The following is a 17,553-nucleotide window of genomic DNA, read 5'->3' on the forward strand; positions in this document are numbered from 1 at the left end:
TGCCCGGGTTCCCGGTCGCGGGGCGCCGCGTGTTCCGGAGAGCGTCGGCAGCCCGCCGGGGGGCGGCGATGCCCGCCCCGGCCCGCTGCCGTGTCAGCGGTCGTCCCCTCCGGCGGTCAGCTCCGTGCTCGCGTCCCAGAGCCTGCGTGCCAGCTCCGGGTCCGCCGCGCGGCCGGTGGGGCGGATGGGGCGGCCGGTGTGGGCGAACAGCACGCCGTTGTGGTCGGCCAGATCGTCGGCCGCGGCGAGCCGGACGACGGCACGGGCCGCCTTCTGCGGGGTGGTGCGGAGGAAGCCGGCGAGGTTGAAGGGGAAGGGCGGCGTCATGCCGGTCCGTACGAAGCCGGGCTCGACCGCGGTGGCGCTCACCGATCCGAGGGGCGGGCCGTCCGGCGCGGGCGTGCTCTGCAGGCGCCGGGCCAGTTCCCGGGTGAACAGGATGTTCGCGAGTTTGGACTGGTTGTAGGCGCGGTGCTGACCGTACCGGCGGGTGCTGTGCAGGTCGTCCAGGTCGATGCGCCCCATCCGGAAGGCCGCGGAGGTGAGGGTGATCACGCGTGCCGCGCCGGCCGCGTGCAGGGCGGGCAGGAGCAGGTCGGTCAGGAGGAACGGCGCGAGGTGGTTGACGGCGAGGGTCTCCTCCATCCCGTCGGCGGTCTGCAGGCGGCGGGGGTTCGTGATACCGGCGTTGTTGATCAGTACGTGCAGGCTGCGGTGCCGCTCGGTGACCCGGGCGGCGAGGCGGCGCACCGAGCCCTGTTCCGACAGGTCGGCCACGACGACGTCGATCGCGGTGTTGCCGGTGCCGGCGACGATCTCCCGCCGTGTCGCCTCGGCGCGTGCCGGACTGCGGCCGACGAGGACGACGGTCGCGTTCCGGGCGGCGAGGGCGGTCGCCGTGGCCCGTCCGATGCCGCTGGTGGCTCCGGTGACCAGGACGACGCGGTCCCGGAGGTCGGTCCTGCCGTGGTCGATGCCCATCAGAACTCCAAGGTAGTGGTTGTGGGACCACTATCTTTGGGCAGCTAATGGTTGTCAAACCACTATCTTTTTTCGGTATCGTTGCGGGATGGCATCCTCCGCTCAGCCCCCGTCCGCGCACCCGGAGCTCGTCCCGCTGGCGTACCGCCTGGTCGAGCGTCTGACCGCGCACTACAACCTGCAGTTGACCCAGCTCGGTCTCTCCCGGTCGGAGGCCAAGGTGCTGCTCGTCCTCGAGGCCGACCGGCCGATCCTGGTCAGCACGGTCGCCGAACGGCTGTGGGCCGACCGGTCCAACACCGCCAACCAGATCAGTCGGCTCACCGCGCGCGGCCTGATCGAAAAGCGCGCCGGAGAGGTGGCCGGCGTACACGACGGCCGCACTCGCGCGGTGGCGCTCACCCCGCTCGGCCTGTCGACGCGCGAGTCGCTCATGGCCCGCACCGCGGCCGGCAACCCGGTCTTCGCCGATCTCGGCGAACAGGACCTGCGCACCCTGGAGGGCCTGCTGCGGCGGATCGACCGGCACGCCGCGAACCCCGACCCGGCCTGATCCGGGCCTGATCCGGGCCCGATCCCGCCTGGCCTCGCTCGGCCCGATCCCGCCCGATCCCGGCCTCGCGGCCGCCGGGCTCGGGCAGGTCGAGGCCGCCGCCGGCGCGAGCCCGAGGGTCAGGAGTGCAGGTCGACCTCCGCAACGCGGCACCGCGGCATCCGCCCCGCAGGGCCCGGGGCGGGACCGGGGCCGCGCGCCGGGGTCGGGGCTCCGCCCGGTGCTCCGGTGCGGGATGCCCGGAGGGCCCGGGGTGCCGGCGGTGGCTGCTCGCGCCGCGGCCGGACAAGCGAAAGGACCCCGGATCGACCGGGGTCCCTACTGGTGTCCGAGGGGGGACTTGAACCCCCACGCCCGATAAAGGGCACTAGCACCTCAAGCTAGCGCGTCTGCCATTCCGCCACCCGGACAAGGTGTCTGTCGCGCGGTGTTTCCCTCCGCGGCGACGAAGTAAACACTACCAGGCTTCCGCGGGTGCTCGATCACCCCGCCGTCCGGTGAACGGTGCAGGCCGGGCCGCGCCCGCCCTTGGGTCGGCGCCGGTCGGGGAGGGAGGATGAGCAGGACCAGCAGCCGACACCGGAGGGAAGCAGCGTGAGCGACACGGACACGGACACGGCCAGGGGCGTCACCGGCGAGGACGAGGTCGTGGACCTCTGCCGCGAGCTGATCCGGTTCGACACCAGCAACTACGGCGACCACTCGGGTCCCGGTGAACGCGCGGCCGCCGAGTACGTCGCCGGGAAGCTCGCCGAGGTGGGGCTCGCACCCGAGATCTTCGAGTCGCACCCGGGCCGCGCCTCCACGGTGGCCCGCATCGAGGGCGAGGACCCGTCCCGGCCCGCGCTGCTCATCCACGGTCACCTCGACGTCGTGCCCGCCCACGCCCCGGACTGGACCCACGACCCGTTCTCCGGCGAGGTCGCGGACGGGTGCGTGTGGGGCCGGGGCGCCGTCGACATGAAGGACATGGACGCCATGACGCTGGCGGTCGTCCGCGACCGGCTGCGCAGCGGGCGGCGGCCGCCGCGCGACGTCGTGCTGGCCTTCCTCGCCGACGAGGAGGCCGGCGGCACCTACGGGGCCCGGCACCTGGTCGACCGCCACCCGCACCTCTTCGAGGGCGTCACCGAGGCGATCAGCGAGGTCGGCGGATTCTCCTTCACCGTCAGCGAGCAGCGGCGGCTGTACCTGATCCAGACCGCCGAGAAGGGCATGCACTGGATGAAGCTGACCGTGGCCGGCACCGCCGGACACGGTTCCATGATCCACCGCGACAACGCCATCACCGAGCTGTCCGAGGCCGTCGCACGCGTCGGGCGGCACCGCTTCCCGGTGCGGGTCACCAAGACCACCCGGGCCTTCCTCGACGAACTCGGCGACGCGCTCGGAACCGAGCTGGACCCGGAGGACATGGAGTCCACCCTCGCCCGGCTCGGCGGCATCGCCAAACTGATCGGCGCGACGCTGAGCAACACCGCCAACCCCACCCAGTTGGGCGCCGGGTACAAGGTCAACGTCATTCCGGGCGAGGCCACCGCCCACGTCGACGGCCGGTTCCTGCCGGGACACGAGGAGGAGTTCCTCGCCGACCTGGACCGCCTGCTCGGACCACACGTGCGGCGCGATGACGTGCACGCCGACAAGGCCGTCGAGACCACCTTCGACGGGCCGCTGGTGGCGGCCATGCAGTCGGCGCTGGTGGCCGAGGACCCGGCCGCGAAGGCGATCCCGTACATGCTCTCCGGCGGCACCGACGCCAAGTCCTTCGACGACCTCGGCATCCGGGGGTTCGGCTTCGCCCCGCTGAAGCTGCCGCCGGAGCTGGACTTCGCCGGCATGTTCCACGGCGTCGACGAGCGGGTGCCGGTGGACGGGCTGAAGTTCGGGGTGCGGGTGCTCGACCGCTTCCTCGACGCGTCCTGAGGCCGTCCGCCGGGACGGCACCGGTGACCCGGAACCCCGGTATTCGCCCGCGTGTGCGGGGAGGACCGGGAAGAGTGAATGCGACCATACGCTCGTAGCCTCATTGCTCCCTCCTCGTTACAGGTGGTGCGGTCCGAAACATTGGGACCGCATTGCCAACAAGGAGGAATAATGATCAAGAAGGTCGTCGCCGCTGCGGCTGCCACCGGTGGTCTGGTTCTCGCGGGCGCGGGCCTCGCCGTCGCCGACGCCGGTGCCCAGGGTGCCGCCGTGCACTCCCCGGGTGTCGCGTCCGGCAACGTGGTTCAGGTTCCCGTGCACATCCCCGTGAACGTCTGCGGCAACACGATCTCGGTGATCGGGCTGCTGAACCCCGCCTTCGGCAACACCTGCTTCAACAAGTGACGTAGTCGCCCTTCCGGAGGTTGTTCCTCTGAGGGTCGTCCACGCCGTCGGCCCCGGAGCGCGCGCCACGCGCTCCGGGGCCGAGCGGTCTTCCGACGACGGAGCCGCGCTCGCGCGGAACGATTTCAGTCGAAGGCAGGGATTCAGCAATGAGACAGTCAACTCGCAAGCACCTCATGACGGTCGCCGCCGCGACCGGTGTCATCGCCGCCGCCGGCAGCGGATACGCGCAGGCCGACGCCGGGGCCTCCGGTTCCGCAGCCGACTCCCCGGGGGTCCTGTCCGGCAATTCGGTGCAGGCGCCGGTGAACGTTCCGGTCAACGTCTGCGGCAACACCGTCGACGTCGTCGGGCTGCTCAATCCCGCGGCGGGCAACGCCTGCGCGAACGGCGGCGGCTCCGGTGCCGGGCACCACGGCCACGGCGGTTCCGGTGGCGGGCACCACGGCCACGGCGGTTCCGGTGCCGGGCACCACGGCCACGGCGGCTCCGGGGGCTCGTCCGGCTCGCAGGCCGGCGGGCACACCGGCCACTCGCCCGGCGTCGGGTCCGGCAACCACGTCCAGGCGCCGATCGACGTCCCGGTGAACGCGTGCGGGAACAGCGTCAACGTGATCGGCGTCGGCAACAGCGCCATGGGTGACGACTGCGCGAACGGCGGCGGCAACCCCGGTAACCCCGGCAATCCGGGTACGCCCGGTAACCCCGGTAACCCCGGCAATCCGGGTAACCCCGGTAACCCGGGTACGCCCGGTAACCCCGGTAACCCGGGTACGCCTGGCAATCCCGGCACCCCGGGTACGCCCGGTACGCCGCCCGGGTCGGACACCGCGCCGCACGGCGGCTCCGGGCACACCGGGCGGTCGGTCGCCCTGCCGGAGACCGGCGCTCAGCTCGCGCACACCGGCAGCGACCTGCCCATGGGGCTCGTCCTCCCGGTCGGCGCGGGGGCGCTGCTCGCCGGAACCGTGCTCTACCGCAAGGCGCGCGCCTCGGCGTAGGGGCGTCCGGTGGCCGAGGCACCGGCACCGGCAGCACACACGGAGCGGGCCCCGCCGACGCGGGGCCCGCTCCGGACCGCGGCCGGCCGCCTCACCAGGTGGCGCGCACCTGGCGGATGATCCGCCGGCGCAGCCGCACCCTGCGGCTTCCGTCACGCAGCAGGCTCAGGCGGTACAACTCCCAGTGTCCGTACTCGGCGTGGTCCGTCAGCAGACGTGTGGTCTCCTTGCGGGACACCCCGCGCGGGACGTACACGTCGACAAATTCGTATTCCGGCATCGCATCTATTGTGCGGGCTGGGGCCCGGTACGGATAGCGTCTGCACTATGTCTGATGCTGCGCAGCCCACGGCTGCCGAGGTACGCGCCGCCGCCGAGGCGGTCAAGACCGCGCTCGACCGCCACCTGGCCGCGGTCGAACGCAGGTCGGGTGAGGACGACCCGGCCGTCCACGAGGCGTTCAACGAGCTGGCCACGGCCGCCGAGGCGTACGACGAACTGCTCTACGACCGCTACGACGAGGTCACGCCCTTCGAGATCCCCGGTGCGGAGGACGCCCTGCCGCCGTACACGGGCCCCGAGGAGCCGAACGCACTGAGCGTGCTCATCCGCCGCGACTACGCGGTGGCGGAGCCGCAGCGGCTGCGGGCGCAGGCCAGGAGGGTCGAGGCAGCGGAGGACGACCGCGACACGGGCGAGGGAGCCGCCGAGACGGTGCACGGAGCCCTGGGGGTGCTGTTCGGTGAGTTCGAACCGGACGAGATCGCCAGCCGGCACCGGGAGTTCGGCCTGGAGGAGGGCGACTCCACACTCTGGGTGGTGGCAGACGAGGATCCGGTCGACGCCGGCGAGTGGCTGGAAGCGCCGTTCGAGCAGGTCGATCCGGAGCGGGTGGTCTGCCGCTTCGACGTCAGCGCGGTGTTCGACGACGAGTTCGACGACGAGCCCGACGGCGGCGAGCCCGACGACGGCGCGCTCGACGGTGACGATGATCAAGGAATCGGCGACGAGGACGCGGCGGGCAGGGCCGAGGAGCCGGAGCCGCTCGACGCGGATCGCTGACCGCTGACGCCGGGCGCGCCGGTCCTTCCGGCGAGACGGCATCGGCCGGCGACGGGAACCCGGACGGCCCGAGCGGCCGAGCCGTTCGCCGGGAGCCGGTGCCTCCGGGCGCCCACTCCCGCCGCCGTGCCCCGCCCGGTGGCGGGGCGGCGGGCCGCGCCGCCACCGGTTTGCGCGGCCCCCGCCCCGATCAGGCCGTCGCCGGCACCTGAGCCCTCAGCAGGGCGGGCAGACGGGTGGTCCTCGGCTTCGCCGGTACCTCCGCGACGGCCCTCGGCAGGGCCTGCTCCACACCGTGCACCACCGAGAGGTGCCGTTCGGCCCGGCCGAACGCGGTGTACACCCACGGCCGGCTGAGGGCCTGCGCCGCGTCGCCGGGCAGTACCACGACCGCCGCCGGCCAGCGGCCGCCCACCGCCTGGTGCGCGGTCAGCGCCCAGCCGTGCCGAACGGTGCGCTCGACCCGATCCCGGGATACGACGACGGGCGTGTCCGCGCACTCCAGGTGCAGTCCGTCGGCATCCGCCCCCACCACCCGCCCCGGAACCGTCCGCCCGGGCGCGGGGGAGTAGGCGACGACGTCACCCGGGTCGAAGCCGCCGAAGCGTCCCGGGCCGGGGTTCAGCCGCTCCTTGAGTGCGGCGTTCAGCACGCGGGTGCCGGCCGCGCCGCCGTGTCCCGGAGCGACGACGACGGTCTCCGCGGCCGGGATACCGAGTGCACGCGGCACCGAGTCGGCGACCAGCTGCACGGTACGGTGCACCGCCTCGCCCGCGTCCTTGACCGGCACGATCACCAGCTCCTTGCCGGGCGCCTCCACCTGGTTCAGCTCACCGATCCCGATGCCGGACACGAGCTCGCCGAGCGGCCCCGGGTCCGGGGTGCGGGAGGCCACCTGCGGGCACACCCGCGCCGCGAGCAGATCGGCGAAGACCCGACCCGGCCCCGCCGACCACAGCACCGCCGGATCGCCGCTGAGCAGCAGGCGAGCCCCGTCGGGCAGCGACTCGACCAGCGTGGCCGCAGCCTCCACGTCCAGCTGCGGCGCGTCCAGCACGACCAGCAGGTCCACGTCCAGCGCTCCGTCGGCGTCCCGCCCGGGGCCCTCCGTGCCGGCGAGCAGTCCGGAGACGGTGACGACGGCCGGGGCGTCCGCTGCGGGCCGCTCCCCGCGCGGGCCGCCCCCCGGGGCCTCCGGGCCGCCCGCCCGGGGCGTGCCGGCCTCCGCCGCGGCGAGCAGCGCGCCGAAGCGGCGGCTGCCGTCGGGGCAGTGGCAGGCCACGGTGGTGCGCAGGCCCGCCGCGACGGCCGCGGCGACGAGGGCGGCCGGTTCGGCACGGGCGGTCTCGCCGCCGGTGTGCAGCACCAGCGCGTGCCGGGCGAGGGCGCCGACCAGCTCGGCCGCGGCCCGAGGCGCGGAGGCGGCGAGCCGCTGCCAGCCCGCGGTGCCCTCCCCGGGCGGCGAACCAGCCACCCGGGCCAGCCCGTCGGCGAGGCTCTCCTCCGCGAGCGCGTACCGCTCCGGGCCGACCAGGACCCGGACCGGGCGTTCGACCGCACCGTCCTCCCCGTCCTCCTCGTTCTCCCCGTCTCCCTCGTGGTTCCCGCCGCCGTCCGCCTCCTCGGCGGGCCCGGCCGCCCGCTGCCCGGCCGGGCCGCCCGGTTCCTCCAGCGCGTCCTGGAACACCAGGGCCTCGCCCTCGGCGATCGTGTGCTGCACCGCCGCCTCCGGATCCGGCACGCCCCGCCGGGTCAGCGCGGCCGTGAGCGCGGGCAGTTCCAGCGCGGTGTGTCCGGCCGCGGCCGCCTGCTCCAGGAGCCAGACGGTGACGGCCCGTCCCCGCCGCTCGTCGTCCGGACCGCAGTCCGCTCCGAGCAGCGCCCGGGCGAACCCGTCCGCCTGCTCGGGCCGCACTCCCGGCACCCGCAGCAACTGCCAGGGGTCCGCGCGCAGCAGGTCCCCGGCGCCCTCGCCGAGTACGGCGGCGGCCCGCGCCGCCAGAGCCTCGGGCGCGCCGCCGTCCGCCAGCACGCCGCGGACCGCCTCGACCGTCTCCGCGGCGGCTTCCGCGGCCGCGGGCGGCTCCGCCGCGGACGGTGCCGGCCGGGGCCGGTGCACGGGCTCCGGGGCGGCGGCGCGGCGCGGGGCGGGCGGTGCCTCGAAGACGGTGTCGGCCGGCTGCTGCCCGCTCTCCACGGCCCGTACGGCCGCGAGCAGTTCGGCGGCGGTGCCGCTCAGCTTCCCGCCGCTCGCGACGGGCCCCTGCTTCTCCGCCTTGCGCCGCTCGATCCGCTCCCGTTCCACCCGCTGCGCGGCCAGCTCGGCCTGCGCCTCCGAGGCTCCGGATCCGTCCTCCGCGCCCTCCCCGCCGGCCGGCTGATCCACTCGGCCGTCGCCCGGGCCGCCGTCCCCCGGCGCGCCGTCCCCGCGCTCCGCGCCGTCCCCTGACGTGGTGTCCGGTGTCCCCGGCTCGGTGCCCTCCGTGGTCTCCGGCTCCGTGCTCACAGCGTGCTCCAGTCGTGATCGGGGTAGCGGTGCACGGGCGCCGACACGTCGTCGAGAGCCCGGCAGATCTCGTCAGGAAGACTAAGCGCCTCCACCGACAACGCCGCCGTGAGCTGCTGCGCGTTGCGCGCGCCGACGATCGGCGCGGCGACTCCGGGCCGGTCGCGCACCCAGGCGAGGGCCACCTGCAGCGGAGTGACCGCCAGCCCGTCCGCGGCCGTCGTCACGGCGTCCACGACGCGGCTCGCGGTGTCGTCCAGGTAGGGCGCGACGAACGGCGCGAAGTGATCCGAGGCGCCGCGCGAGTCGGGCGGTACGACCTCGCCCCGGTACTTCCCGGTGAGGACCCCGCGGCCCAGCGGGGAGGAGGGCAGCAGGCCGATGCCGGCGTCGCGCGCCGCCGGCAGCACCTCCCGCTCGACGCCGCGCTGCAGCAGCGAGTACTCCATCTGCGTACTGGCCAGCCGGGTCCGGGAGGTCGGGGCCGCGAGCTGCCAGGTGGCGGCCTTGGCCAGCTGCCAGCCGCAGAAGTTGGAGACGCCGGCGTAGCGGGCCCGGCCGCTCCCGACGGCGATGTCGAGGGCCTGGAGGGTCTCCTCCAGCGGGGTCCCGGCATCGTAGGCGTGCACGTGCCACAGGTCCACGTGGTCCGTGCCCAGCCGGTCCAGCGAGGCGTCCAGCGCGGACAGCAGGTGCCCGCGCGAGCCGTCGAACCGGCGGTCGGGGTCCGGCACGCTGCCCGCCTTGGTCGAGACGACCAGGTCCGCGCGCGGAACCAGCCCGTCCATGAGGCGCCCGAGCAGGTACTCGGCCTCTCCGTCGCCGTACACGTCCGCGGTGTCGACGAGGGTGCCGCCCGCCTCCCAGAAGGTCTTCAGGAGGTCCGCGGCGTCGTGCTCGTCGGTGTCCCGGCCCCAGGTGAGGGTGCCGAGCCCGATCCGGGACACGCGCAGGCCGGTGCGGCCGAGATGCCTCTGCTCCATGACCGCCGAGATTACTGGCCATAACTGGGCCGTGGGTTGCCTGTGGACGACCGATTTCCCCCGGTGCCGGCCGGCGGGCCGGGGCGGCGGCCGCCACGTCCTTCTCCCCGCCCCCGGTTCCGCGCGCTATGGTCGGCCCGACCAGAGACATTACCGACCGGTAAGGGAGCGCGCATGCAGCTCGGGATCAACCTCGGCTACTGGGGCGCCGGAATGGACGCCGACAACCTCGCCGTCGCGCAGGAGGCCGACCGGCTCGGCTACGCGGTCTGCTGGGCCGCCGAGGCCTACGGCTCCGACGCGGCCACCGTGCTCAGCTGGGTCGCCGCCCAGACCGAGCGCATCGACGTCGGCTCGGCCATCTTCCAGATTCCGGCCCGGCAGCCCGCCATGACCGCCATGACGGCCGCGACCCTGGACTCCCTGTCCGGCGGCCGCTTCCGCCTGGGCCTCGGCGTCTCCGGTCCGCAGGTGTCGGAGGGCTGGTACGGCGTCAAGTTCGACAAGCCGCTGGCCCGCACCCGCGAGTACGTCGAGATCGTGCGCCGGGCCATGTCCCGCGAGCGGCTGTCCTACGAGGGCCGGCACTGGACGCTGCCGCTGCCGGACGGCCCCGGCAAGCCGCTGAAGCTGACCGTCCACCCGCAGCGCGAGCACATCCCGCTCTACATCGCCGCGATCGGCCCGAAGAACCTCGAGCAGACCGGCGAGATCGCCGACGGCGCCCTGCTGATCTTCCCGTCGGCCGAGCACCTGGAGGAGACCGCGATCCGCCATCTGCGGGCCGGGCGCGAGAAGGCCGGCAGGACCCTCGACGGCTTCGACGTCTGCCCCACGGTCCCGCTCGCCGTCGGCGACGACAAGGACGTCGCCCGGCTCGCGGACACCTTCCGGCCCTACACCGCGCTCTACGTCGGCGGCATGGGCAGCGCCGACCAGAACTTCTACAACCGCCTCGCCCGCCGCATGGGTTACGAGCAGGCGGCGGCCGAGGTCCAGGAGAAGTACCTGTCCGGCGACAAGGAGGGTGCCGCCGCGGCGCTGCCGCACGAGCTGATCGACCGGACCACCCTGCTCGGCTCGGTGGCGCGGATCGCCGACCGGATGAAGGCCTACGCGGCGGCCGGTGTCACCACCCTGAACCTGGCTCCGGCCGGCTTCACCAGGGAGGAGCGGCTCGCCTCGCTCCGTGCCGGCGTCGAGGCACTGGAACTGGCCGGCCTCGCCTGACGCGGGGGAGGCGGGGTTTTTCCACGGCCGTGGTGGGGGCTCGGGGGTCTTCCCCGCCACGGCCGTCATGAGGAACAACGCGGTCGGGCCCGCTCGGTTACGCCCGTCCCGCACACCGCTGTTCCTCCGTTCGGCCGAGTTGTCCGACACAGCTGTTGCAGCGCCCCGGATGTCGCATTTGACTCGTTCTTCGCGGAGTCCTGCAGAGAGGTGCGCATGATGCTTTCGGCCAAGAGCGTTTTCCGGGAGATCCTCGATGACGACGAGTCCTTCGCCCTGTTCTGTTCCATCGCCGCCGGCGGTGAGTCGCAGGGCGGCTGGGAGAACGCGCGGATCGCGGCCCTCGTCCCGGAGAGCGAGCGCGCGATGGCGCCGAAGATCACCCGGCACGGAGCCGACGAGGACAAGCACGGCCGCATCTTCGGCGCACTGATGAAGAAGCGCGGAGTGCAGCCCGTCCCGGTTCCGCCGGAGACCGACTACACCATGCTCCTGGAACGCGAGGGGATCGGCCTCGCCCACGACAGGCTCAGGTCCGAGCAGCCGCTCACGGTGCAGGACATCATCGTGTACCTGTCCCACAGCCGGGTCACCGAGCAGCGGGCCTCCGAGCAGATGGTGATGCTGTGCAGGTACTTCGGCGACCACCCCGAGGTCGGCAAGGCGGTCCGGATGATCTCCGCCGACGAGGACAACCACCTCGCCTACACCCACGAGGAGCTGCTGCGGTTCGCGGCGGCCGGGCACGGCCCGCTGATCAGGCGCACCCTGCGCGAGTGCGCGCTCGCCGAGATCCGCGTCTACCGGGACGTCAGCCTCGCCGTCATGGCCCACATGGGACACGTGCTCGGCTGGCCCCGGGCCAAGTCCGCCACCCTCGCGGCCGGTATCCGGGCCGTGTACGCCTGGGAGCGGTTCGCCGGCTGGCACCGCATGGTGTCGCTGGCGATGCCCGCGCGCCGCGACGCCCTGGGCGGACCGGCCGCCCCCGCCCACGGGCTCGCCTGAGCCGCCCCCGCCCACGGGCTCGCCTGAGCCGCCCCCGCCCACGGGCTCGCCTGAGCCACCCCGGCGCTACAACCAGCCCCGGCGCTTGAACAACCGGTACAGCAGCACTTCCAGCACCGCCATCACGGCGACCACCGCCGGATACGCCCACACCCAGTGCAGCTCCGGCATGTGGTCGAAGTTCATGCCGTAGATCCCCGCGAGCATCGTGGGGATCGCGGCCATGGCCGCCCACGCGGAGATCTTCCGCATGTCGTCGTTCTGCCGGACGCTCGTCTGCGCCAGGTGCGCCGCCAGGATGTCCGACACCAGCCGGTCCAGACCCTCCACCGAATCGTTCACCCGGGTGAGGTGGTCGTGCACGTCCCGGAAGTACGGCCGCGCCCTGCCGTCCACGAACGGCACCGCCGGCCCGGGGGCGCCTGGGCCGGCGAGCCGGTCCAGCGGGACCGCCAGCGGGGCGGTCGCCCGCCGGAACTCCAGGATCTGCCGCTTGAAGGTGTAGATGCGGGACGCGGTGTGCCGCGAGCCGCCCCCCACCGGGTCGAAGACCTCCGCCTCCAGCTCCTCCAGATCGGCCTGGAGTTCGGCCGCCACGTCCAGATAGTGGTCGACGACCGCGTCGGAGATCGCGTACACCACCGCCGTGGGGCCCTTGCCGAGCGTCTCCGGCTCCCGTTCCAGCCGCTGCCGCACCTCGGCCAGCGGCGAGCCCTCGCCGTGCCGCACCGTCACCACGAAGCCGTCCCCGAGGAAGACCATCAACTCGCCACTGGAGACCCTGTCGCCTTCCGGCTCGTAGGCGACCGGCTTCAGCACCAGGAACAGCGAGTCGTCGTACACCTCCAGTTTGGGGCGCTGGTGCGCCTTGAGCGCGTCCTCCACCGCCAGCGGGTGGAGCCCGAACTCCTCACTGACACTGTCGAACTCCCGTCCGGTCGGCTCGTGCAGTCCGATCCACACGAAACCGCCCCCGGCGCGCGCCTCCTCCAGGGCCGCCGCGAAGTCCGCGGAGCCCGGGGCGCGCCGGCCGTCGCGGTAGAGGGCACAGTCGACGATCACGGAACGAAATGCCCCCTCCGCGCGCGGTCTCCGCACCGTCGGGTGCGCCTACCCTGGGCCGCATGCCCACGTTGATCCTCGTCCGGCACGGACGTTCCACCGCCAACACCGAGGGGGTGCTCGCCGGCTGGACGCCCGGCGTCGGCCTCGACGAGCGCGGCACCTCGCAGGCGGCCGCCCTTCCCGGCCGGCTCGCCGGGCTGCCGCTGTCCGAGGTCGTCGCCAGTCCCCTGCAGCGCTGCCAGGAGACGGTCCGGCCGCTGCTCGACGCCCGCCCCGGGCTGGGCCTGCACACCGACGAGCGGATCGGGGAGTGCCACTACGGGGACTGGACCGGCCGCAAGCTCGCCGAGCTGACGCAGGAACCGCTGATGGAGGTGGTCCAGGCGCACCCGTCCGCGGCCGCCTTCCCCGGCGGCGAGTCGATGCGGGCGATGCAGTCCCGGGCCGCCGAGGCGGTCCGGGACTGGAACGCCCGCGTCGAGCGCGACCACGGCGCCGACGCCGTCTACGTGATGTGCTCGCACGGCGACGTGATCAAATCGCTCGTGGCGGACGCCCTCGGACTCCATCTCGACCTCTTCCAGCGCATCTCCGTCGAACCGTGTTCCGTCACCGCCATCCGCTACACCCGGCTGCGGCCGTTCCTCGTGCGGCTGGGGGACACCGGCGACCTCACCTCACTCGTACCCAGCCAGCAGCCCGCGTCCGGGGACGCACCCGTCGGGGGTGCCACGGGCGCACCGTGATCGTCGACCGCAGTAGGGTGAAGCGGTCGACCGGTACGCACGACCCGCACCGCACCGCCCGCACCACTTCGCAAGCCTGCACCCGCAGGACCCGCATCACCCCTCGAACGATCCGCGAACGATTCCCATGGAGACAGGACGTGTCCCGTCAGGTGTTCCTCTACGACCCGCCGGACCGCTTCGTGGCCGGTACGGTCGGACTGCCCGGGCGCCGTACGTTCTTCCTCCAGGCCTCCTCCGGCTCCCGGACGACCAGTGTGGCCCTGGAGAAGACGCAGGTGGCCGCACTCGCCGAGCGTATGGAAGAGCTGCTGGACGAGGTCGTACGGCGCAGCGGCGGCAACGCCTCGGTGCCCGCGGTGGCGCCCACCGAGATCGCCGACACCGCGCCCCTCGACACCCCCGTCGAGGAGGAGTTCCGGGTCGGGACGATGGCACTGGCCTGGGACGGCGACGAGCAGCGCATGATCGTCGAGGCGCAGGCGCTCGTCGAGCTCGACGCCGACTCCGAGGAGGACCTCGCCGAGGCGGAGGAGCGCCTGCTGCAGGACGAGGAGAACGGGCCCCCGATGCTGCGGGTCCGCCTCAGCGGAGCGCAGGCCCGCGCCTTCGCCAAACGCGCCCTCGACGTCGTCAACGCCGGCCGGCCGCCCTGCCCGCTGTGCAGTCTGCCGCTCGACCCGGAAGGACACGTATGTCCGCGCCAGAACGGATACCGCCGCGGAGCGTGACCGCCGCTGAACTCCTCGTCCGCGGCGAGCTGACGGTCCGCGGACGCATCCGCGAGGCCTCCAACGCGGCCCTGCTGTGCACGGTCGCGCACGAGGGCCGGGAGGCGTCCTGCGTGTACAAACCGGTGGCCGGGGAGCGGCCGCTGTGGGACTTCCCCGACGGCACCCTCGCCCAGCGCGAGGTCGCCGCCTACGAGGTCTCCGAGGCCACCGGCTGGCGGCTGGTGCCGCCGACCGTGCTGCGGGACGGGCCGTACGGGCAGGGCATGTGCCAGCTGTGGATCGACGTCGAACCCGGCGCCGAACTGCTCGCGCTGGTGGAGGACGGCGAACCGGGTCCCGGCTGGAAGGCGATCGGCCTCGCCGAGGTCGACGAGGACCGCACCGCGCTGCTCGTGCACGCCGACGACGAGCGGCTGCGCCGGCTCGCCGTCCTCGACGCGGTGATCAACAACGCCGACCGCAAGGGCGGCCACCTGCTGCCCGCGGCGGAGGGCCGGCTGTACGGCATCGACCACGGCGTCAGCTTCCACGTCGACGACAAGCTGCGCACGCTGCTGTGGGGCTGGGCCGGGGAGCTCCTGACCCCGGAGGCCGTGGAGGTGCTCGGCGCGCTCAGGACCGGCCTGGGCGACGGCGGTGCCCTCGCCGCCCGGCTCGCCCCGCTGCTCACCGTCGCGGAGATCGCCGCCACCCGCGAGCGGGTCGACGCGCTCCTCGGGACCGGGAAGCACCCGGAGCCGAGCGGGCAGTGGCCGGCCATCCCGTGGCCGCCGGTGTAGGACGGCCGCCGGAGCCGAACGGCGGGAGCCGCGCAAGAGTGCCCTTCCAGCCGGTCGGACCGCTCCGGTTCGTATACGGAACTCCAGTCCGGTTAGGCTCATGGCATGCATGCCTGGCCCGCTTCCGAGGTCCCCGCCCTGCCCGGTCAGGGTCGCGACCTGAGGATCCACTCCACCGCGACCGGGGGGCCGGTGACCCTGAGTCCCGGTCCCGTCGCCCGTATCTACGTCTGCGGCATCACTCCCTACGACGCCACCCACATGGGTCACGCGGCCACCTACAACGCGTTCGACCTCGTGCAGCGCGTGTGGCTCGACACCAAGCGGCAGGTCCACTACGTCCAGAACGTCACCGACGTCGACGACCCGCTGCTGGAGCGTGCGCTGCGCGACGACCTCGACTGGACCGCACTCGCCGAGCGCGAGACGGCCCTGTTCCGGGAGGACATGACCGCGCTGCGCATGCTGCCGCCGCAGCACTACGTCGGCGCGGTGGAGGCCATACCCGGCATCGTCCCCATCGTCGAACGGCTGCGCGAGGCCGGCGCGGCGTACGAGCTCGACGGCGACGTCTACTTCTCCGTCGAGTCCGACCCGCACTTCGGCCAGGTCTCCCACCTGGACGCCGCGGCCATGCGGCTGCTGTCCGCCGAACGCGGCGGCGATCCCGACCGACCCGGCAAGAAGAACCCGCTCGACCCGATACTGTGGATGGCGGCCCGGCCCGGCGAGCCCAGTTGGGACGGCGGAACGCTCGGCCACGGCCGGCCCGGCTGGCACATCGAGTGCGTGGCCATCGCCCTGGAGCACCTCGGTATGACCTTCGACGTGCAGGGCGGCGGCTCCGACCTCGCCTTCCCGCACCACGAGATGGGCGCCTCCCACGCCCAGGTCCTGACCGGTGAGTTCCCGATGGCCCGCGCCTACGTGCACGCGGGCATGGTCGCCCTCGACGGCGAGAAGATGTCCAAGTCCAAGGGCAACCTGGTCTTCGTCTCCCAACTGCGCCGCGACGGCGTGGACCCCGCCGCCATCCGCCTGGCACTCCTCGACCACCACTACCGGTCCGACTGGGAGTGGACCGATCAGGTGCTCCAGGACGCCGTCGCACGCCTCGGCAGGTGGCGTGCCGCGGTCTCGCGGCCCGACGGGCCCGCCGCGGACGCGCTGGTGGAGGAGATCCGCGCCGCGCTCGCCGCCGACCTCGACTCACCCGCGGCCCTGGCCGCGGTCGACCGCTGGGTCGACCGGCAGCACCGGCACGGCGGCACCGACACCGGCGCTCCGGGCCTGGTCTCGCGAGCCGTGGACGCCCTGCTCGGCGTAGCCCTGTAGCGGCCCCCACCCGCGGAGGGCGCCTCCCCACGGCGGTGGAGGCGCCCTCCGCGGCGCTTTCGGCCGGACGCGGACCCGGAACCCCGGCCGGACCCGGAACCCCGGCCGGGAGCGGGGCCCGGCCGCGGGCGGTGGTGGGTGGGCGCGGGTCAGTCGCCCGAGGAGTCCTCGTCGTCGGCCGGGCCGGGTTTCGGCGGCCTCGGCGGCCGGGTCCGCTCGCCCGGGTTGTCCCGCAGGTAGGGCGGGCTCTCCCCGTCCGCGGTGGCGTGGCCGCCGGGCTGGCCGCCGCCGTCCCGGCGCCGCAGATAGCGCTCGAACTCGCGCGCGATGGCCTCTCCCGACGCCTCCGGCAACTCGGCGGTGTCCCGGGCCTCCTCCAGCGCCTGGACGTACTCGGCCACCTCGCTGTCCTCGGCGGCGAGCTGGTCCACGCCGACCTGCCAGGCGCGCGCGTCCTCGGGCAGCTCGCCCAGCGGGATGCGCACGCCGACCAGGTCCTCCAGGCGGTTCAGCAGGGCCAGGGTGGCCTTCGGGTTGGGCGGCTGGGACACGTAGTGCGGCACCGCCGCCCACAGGCTGACCGCCGGGACGCCCGCGTGCGTGCACGCCTCCTGCAGGACCCCGACGATGCCCGTGGGACCCTCGTACTTGGTCTCCTCCAGGTCCATGCGGCGGGCCAGGTCGGCGTCGGAGGTGACCCCGCTCACCGGCACCGGACGGGTGTGCGGGGTGTCGCCGAGCAGGGCGCCCAGGACCACCACCAGTTCCACGCCGAGTTCGTGCGCGAAGCCCAGCAGCTCGTTGCAGAACGAGCGCCAGCGCATGGACGGTTCGATGCCGCGGACCAGCACGAGGTCGCGCGGCTTCTCGCCGCCGACCCGGACCACCGACAGCCGGGTCGTCGGCCACGTGATCTTGCGCACGCCCGCTTCCATGAAGACGGTGGGGCGGTTGACCTGGAAGTCGTAGTAGTCCTCGGCGTCCAGCGCCGCGAACACCTCGCCCTTCCACTCCCGTTCCAGATGCGCGACCGCGGTGGAGGCGGCGTCGCCGGCATCGTTCCAGCCCTCGAACGCGGCCACCATGACCGGGTCGACCAGCTCGGGAACCCCCTCGAGCTCGATCACCCAGCGCCTCCTTCCGACGTGCCCTCGCCTGACCACCCAACCTTACGGCGTGCGCCGGGTGGGCCCGCAGCCCCCTTGCGCGGGAGAGTGAACGGATCACTGCCCCGCCGTC

Annotated in this window: 17 protein-coding genes and 1 tRNA gene; 11 read left to right on the plus strand and 7 right to left on the minus strand. The window is 73.7% G+C overall.

Going from position 1 to position 17,553, the window contains the following annotated elements:
* Positions 1–93: 93 nt before the first annotated feature.
* Positions 94–981, minus strand: coding sequence for an SDR family NAD(P)-dependent oxidoreductase (locus tag ACL02U_RS29515; protein ID WP_412794042.1), 888 nt, complete (start codon positions 979–981; stop codon positions 94–96).
* Between the two features lie 88 nt (positions 982–1,069).
* On the opposite strand from ACL02U_RS29515, the gene ACL02U_RS29520 reads away from it, so the two are divergent.
* Positions 1,070–1,534, plus strand: coding sequence for a MarR family winged helix-turn-helix transcriptional regulator (locus ACL02U_RS29520; RefSeq protein ID WP_412794043.1), 465 nt, complete (start codon positions 1,070–1,072; stop codon positions 1,532–1,534).
* Positions 1,535–1,856: 322 nt separating this feature from the next.
* Here ACL02U_RS29520 and ACL02U_RS29525 read toward each other — a convergent pair.
* Positions 1,857–1,944: transfer RNA gene (locus tag ACL02U_RS29525), tRNA-Leu, on the minus strand.
* Positions 1,945–2,128: 184 nt separating this feature from the next.
* Here ACL02U_RS29525 and ACL02U_RS29530 point away from each other — a divergent pair.
* From ACL02U_RS29530 to ACL02U_RS29540, 3 genes are all read left to right on the plus strand, one after another.
* Complete coding sequence (locus ACL02U_RS29530) at positions 2,129–3,460, plus strand: M20/M25/M40 family metallo-hydrolase (RefSeq protein WP_412794044.1); 1,332 nt, start codon at positions 2,129–2,131, stop codon at positions 3,458–3,460.
* A gap of 171 nt (positions 3,461–3,631) precedes the next feature.
* Positions 3,632–3,865 (plus strand): chaplin ChpH, encoded by a 234-nt coding sequence (chpH, locus tag ACL02U_RS29535; protein ID WP_412794045.1) that lies wholly within the window; start codon positions 3,632–3,634, stop codon positions 3,863–3,865.
* 149 nt (positions 3,866–4,014) lie between these two features.
* Entirely contained in the window at positions 4,015–4,866 is an 852-nt protein-coding gene (locus ACL02U_RS29540; RefSeq protein ID WP_412794046.1) for a chaplin, read from the plus strand.
* A gap of 91 nt (positions 4,867–4,957) precedes the next feature.
* On the opposite strand, the gene ACL02U_RS29545 is transcribed toward ACL02U_RS29540, so the two are convergent.
* Positions 4,958–5,146 carry a DUF5703 family protein gene (locus ACL02U_RS29545; RefSeq protein WP_027758838.1) on the minus strand — a complete coding sequence of 63 codons (189 nt, stop codon included), beginning with the start codon at positions 5,144–5,146 and terminating at the stop codon, positions 4,958–4,960.
* 47 nt (positions 5,147–5,193) lie between these two features.
* Here ACL02U_RS29545 and ACL02U_RS29550 point away from each other — a divergent pair, with 47 nt between their 5' ends.
* Complete coding sequence (locus ACL02U_RS29550) at positions 5,194–5,928, plus strand: hypothetical protein (protein ID WP_412794047.1); 735 nt, start codon at positions 5,194–5,196, stop codon at positions 5,926–5,928.
* A 190-nt stretch (positions 5,929–6,118) separates the two neighbouring features.
* On the opposite strand, the gene ACL02U_RS29555 is transcribed toward ACL02U_RS29550, so the two are convergent.
* Entirely contained in the window at positions 6,119–8,434 is a 2,316-nt protein-coding gene (locus tag ACL02U_RS29555; RefSeq protein WP_412794048.1) for a helix-hairpin-helix domain-containing protein, read from the minus strand.
* Positions 8,431–9,417 carry an aldo/keto reductase gene (locus ACL02U_RS29560; RefSeq protein WP_412794049.1) on the minus strand — a complete coding sequence of 329 codons (987 nt, stop codon included), beginning with the start codon at positions 9,415–9,417 and terminating at the stop codon, positions 8,431–8,433. The genes ACL02U_RS29555 and ACL02U_RS29560 overlap by 4 nt, the downstream gene beginning before the upstream one ends.
* Positions 9,418–9,591: 174 nt before the next feature.
* Between ACL02U_RS29560 and ACL02U_RS29565 the strand changes: the two genes are divergently transcribed.
* Positions 9,592–10,647: an LLM class F420-dependent oxidoreductase gene (locus tag ACL02U_RS29565; RefSeq protein ID WP_412794050.1), complete on the plus strand. Its 1,056-nt coding sequence runs from the start codon at positions 9,592–9,594 to the stop codon at positions 10,645–10,647.
* Between the two features lie 219 nt (positions 10,648–10,866).
* On the plus strand, positions 10,867–11,655 hold the full coding sequence (locus tag ACL02U_RS29570; protein WP_412794066.1) for a ferritin-like domain-containing protein: 789 nt from the start codon (positions 10,867–10,869) through the stop codon (positions 11,653–11,655).
* Positions 11,656–11,721: 66 nt separating this feature from the next.
* On the opposite strand, the gene corA is transcribed toward ACL02U_RS29570, so the two are convergent.
* Positions 11,722–12,717, minus strand: a complete 996-nt coding sequence (gene corA / locus ACL02U_RS29575; protein ID WP_412794051.1) for a magnesium/cobalt transporter CorA — start codon at positions 12,715–12,717, stop codon at positions 11,722–11,724.
* Between the two features lie 62 nt (positions 12,718–12,779).
* On the opposite strand from corA, the gene ACL02U_RS29580 reads away from it, so the two are divergent.
* From ACL02U_RS29580 to mshC, 4 genes are all read left to right on the plus strand, one after another.
* On the plus strand, positions 12,780–13,466 hold the full coding sequence (locus ACL02U_RS29580; RefSeq protein ID WP_412794052.1) for a histidine phosphatase family protein: 687 nt from the start codon (positions 12,780–12,782) through the stop codon (positions 13,464–13,466).
* 140 nt (positions 13,467–13,606) lie between these two features.
* Positions 13,607–14,197 carry a DUF3090 domain-containing protein gene (locus ACL02U_RS29585; RefSeq protein ID WP_412794053.1) on the plus strand — a complete coding sequence of 197 codons (591 nt, stop codon included), beginning with the start codon at positions 13,607–13,609 and terminating at the stop codon, positions 14,195–14,197.
* Complete coding sequence (locus tag ACL02U_RS29590; protein WP_412794054.1) at positions 14,161–14,979, plus strand: SCO1664 family protein; 819 nt, start codon at positions 14,161–14,163, stop codon at positions 14,977–14,979. The genes ACL02U_RS29585 and ACL02U_RS29590 overlap by 37 nt, the downstream gene beginning before the upstream one ends.
* 105 nt (positions 14,980–15,084) lie before the next feature.
* Positions 15,085–16,314, plus strand: a complete 1,230-nt coding sequence (gene mshC / locus ACL02U_RS29595) for a cysteine--1-D-myo-inosityl 2-amino-2-deoxy-alpha-D-glucopyranoside ligase (protein WP_412794055.1) — start codon at positions 15,085–15,087, stop codon at positions 16,312–16,314.
* Positions 16,315–16,463: 149 nt separating this feature from the next.
* On the opposite strand, the gene ACL02U_RS29600 is transcribed toward mshC, so the two are convergent.
* Positions 16,464–17,441 carry a PAC2 family protein gene (locus ACL02U_RS29600; protein ID WP_412794056.1) on the minus strand — a complete coding sequence of 326 codons (978 nt, stop codon included), beginning with the start codon at positions 17,439–17,441 and terminating at the stop codon, positions 16,464–16,466.
* Positions 17,442–17,553: the final 112 nt, after the last annotated feature.

The organism is Streptomyces sp. MS06 (genome assembly GCF_047200655.1).
Classification (GTDB): Bacteria; Actinomycetota; Actinomycetes; order Streptomycetales; family Streptomycetaceae; genus Streptomyces.

Bases quoted from the DNA above. Each gene is read 5' to 3' on its own strand.
- ACL02U_RS29515 (WP_412794042.1), bottom strand. From the start codon at position 981: ATGGGCATCGACCACGGCAGGACCGACCTCCGGGACCGCGTCGTCCTG.
- ACL02U_RS29520 (WP_412794043.1), top strand. From the start codon at position 1,070: ATGGCATCCTCCGCTCAGCCCCCGTCCGCGCACCCGGAGCTCGTCCCG.
- chpH (WP_412794045.1), top strand. From the start codon at position 3,632: ATGATCAAGAAGGTCGTCGCCGCTGCGGCTGCCACCGGTGGTCTGGTT.
- ACL02U_RS29540 (WP_412794046.1), top strand. From the start codon at position 4,015: ATGAGACAGTCAACTCGCAAGCACCTCATGACGGTCGCCGCCGCGACC.
- ACL02U_RS29545 (WP_027758838.1), bottom strand. From the start codon at position 5,146: ATGCCGGAATACGAATTTGTCGACGTGTACGTCCCGCGCGGGGTGTCC.
- ACL02U_RS29550 (WP_412794047.1), top strand. From the start codon at position 5,194: ATGTCTGATGCTGCGCAGCCCACGGCTGCCGAGGTACGCGCCGCCGCC.
- ACL02U_RS29560 (WP_412794049.1), bottom strand. From the start codon at position 9,417: ATGGAGCAGAGGCATCTCGGCCGCACCGGCCTGCGCGTGTCCCGGATC.
- ACL02U_RS29565 (WP_412794050.1), top strand. From the start codon at position 9,592: ATGCAGCTCGGGATCAACCTCGGCTACTGGGGCGCCGGAATGGACGCC.
- ACL02U_RS29570 (WP_412794066.1), top strand. From the start codon at position 10,867: ATGCTTTCGGCCAAGAGCGTTTTCCGGGAGATCCTCGATGACGACGAG.
- ACL02U_RS29580 (WP_412794052.1), top strand. From the start codon at position 12,780: ATGCCCACGTTGATCCTCGTCCGGCACGGACGTTCCACCGCCAACACC.
- ACL02U_RS29590 (WP_412794054.1), top strand. From the start codon at position 14,161: ATGTCCGCGCCAGAACGGATACCGCCGCGGAGCGTGACCGCCGCTGAA.
- mshC (WP_412794055.1), top strand. From the start codon at position 15,085: ATGCATGCCTGGCCCGCTTCCGAGGTCCCCGCCCTGCCCGGTCAGGGT.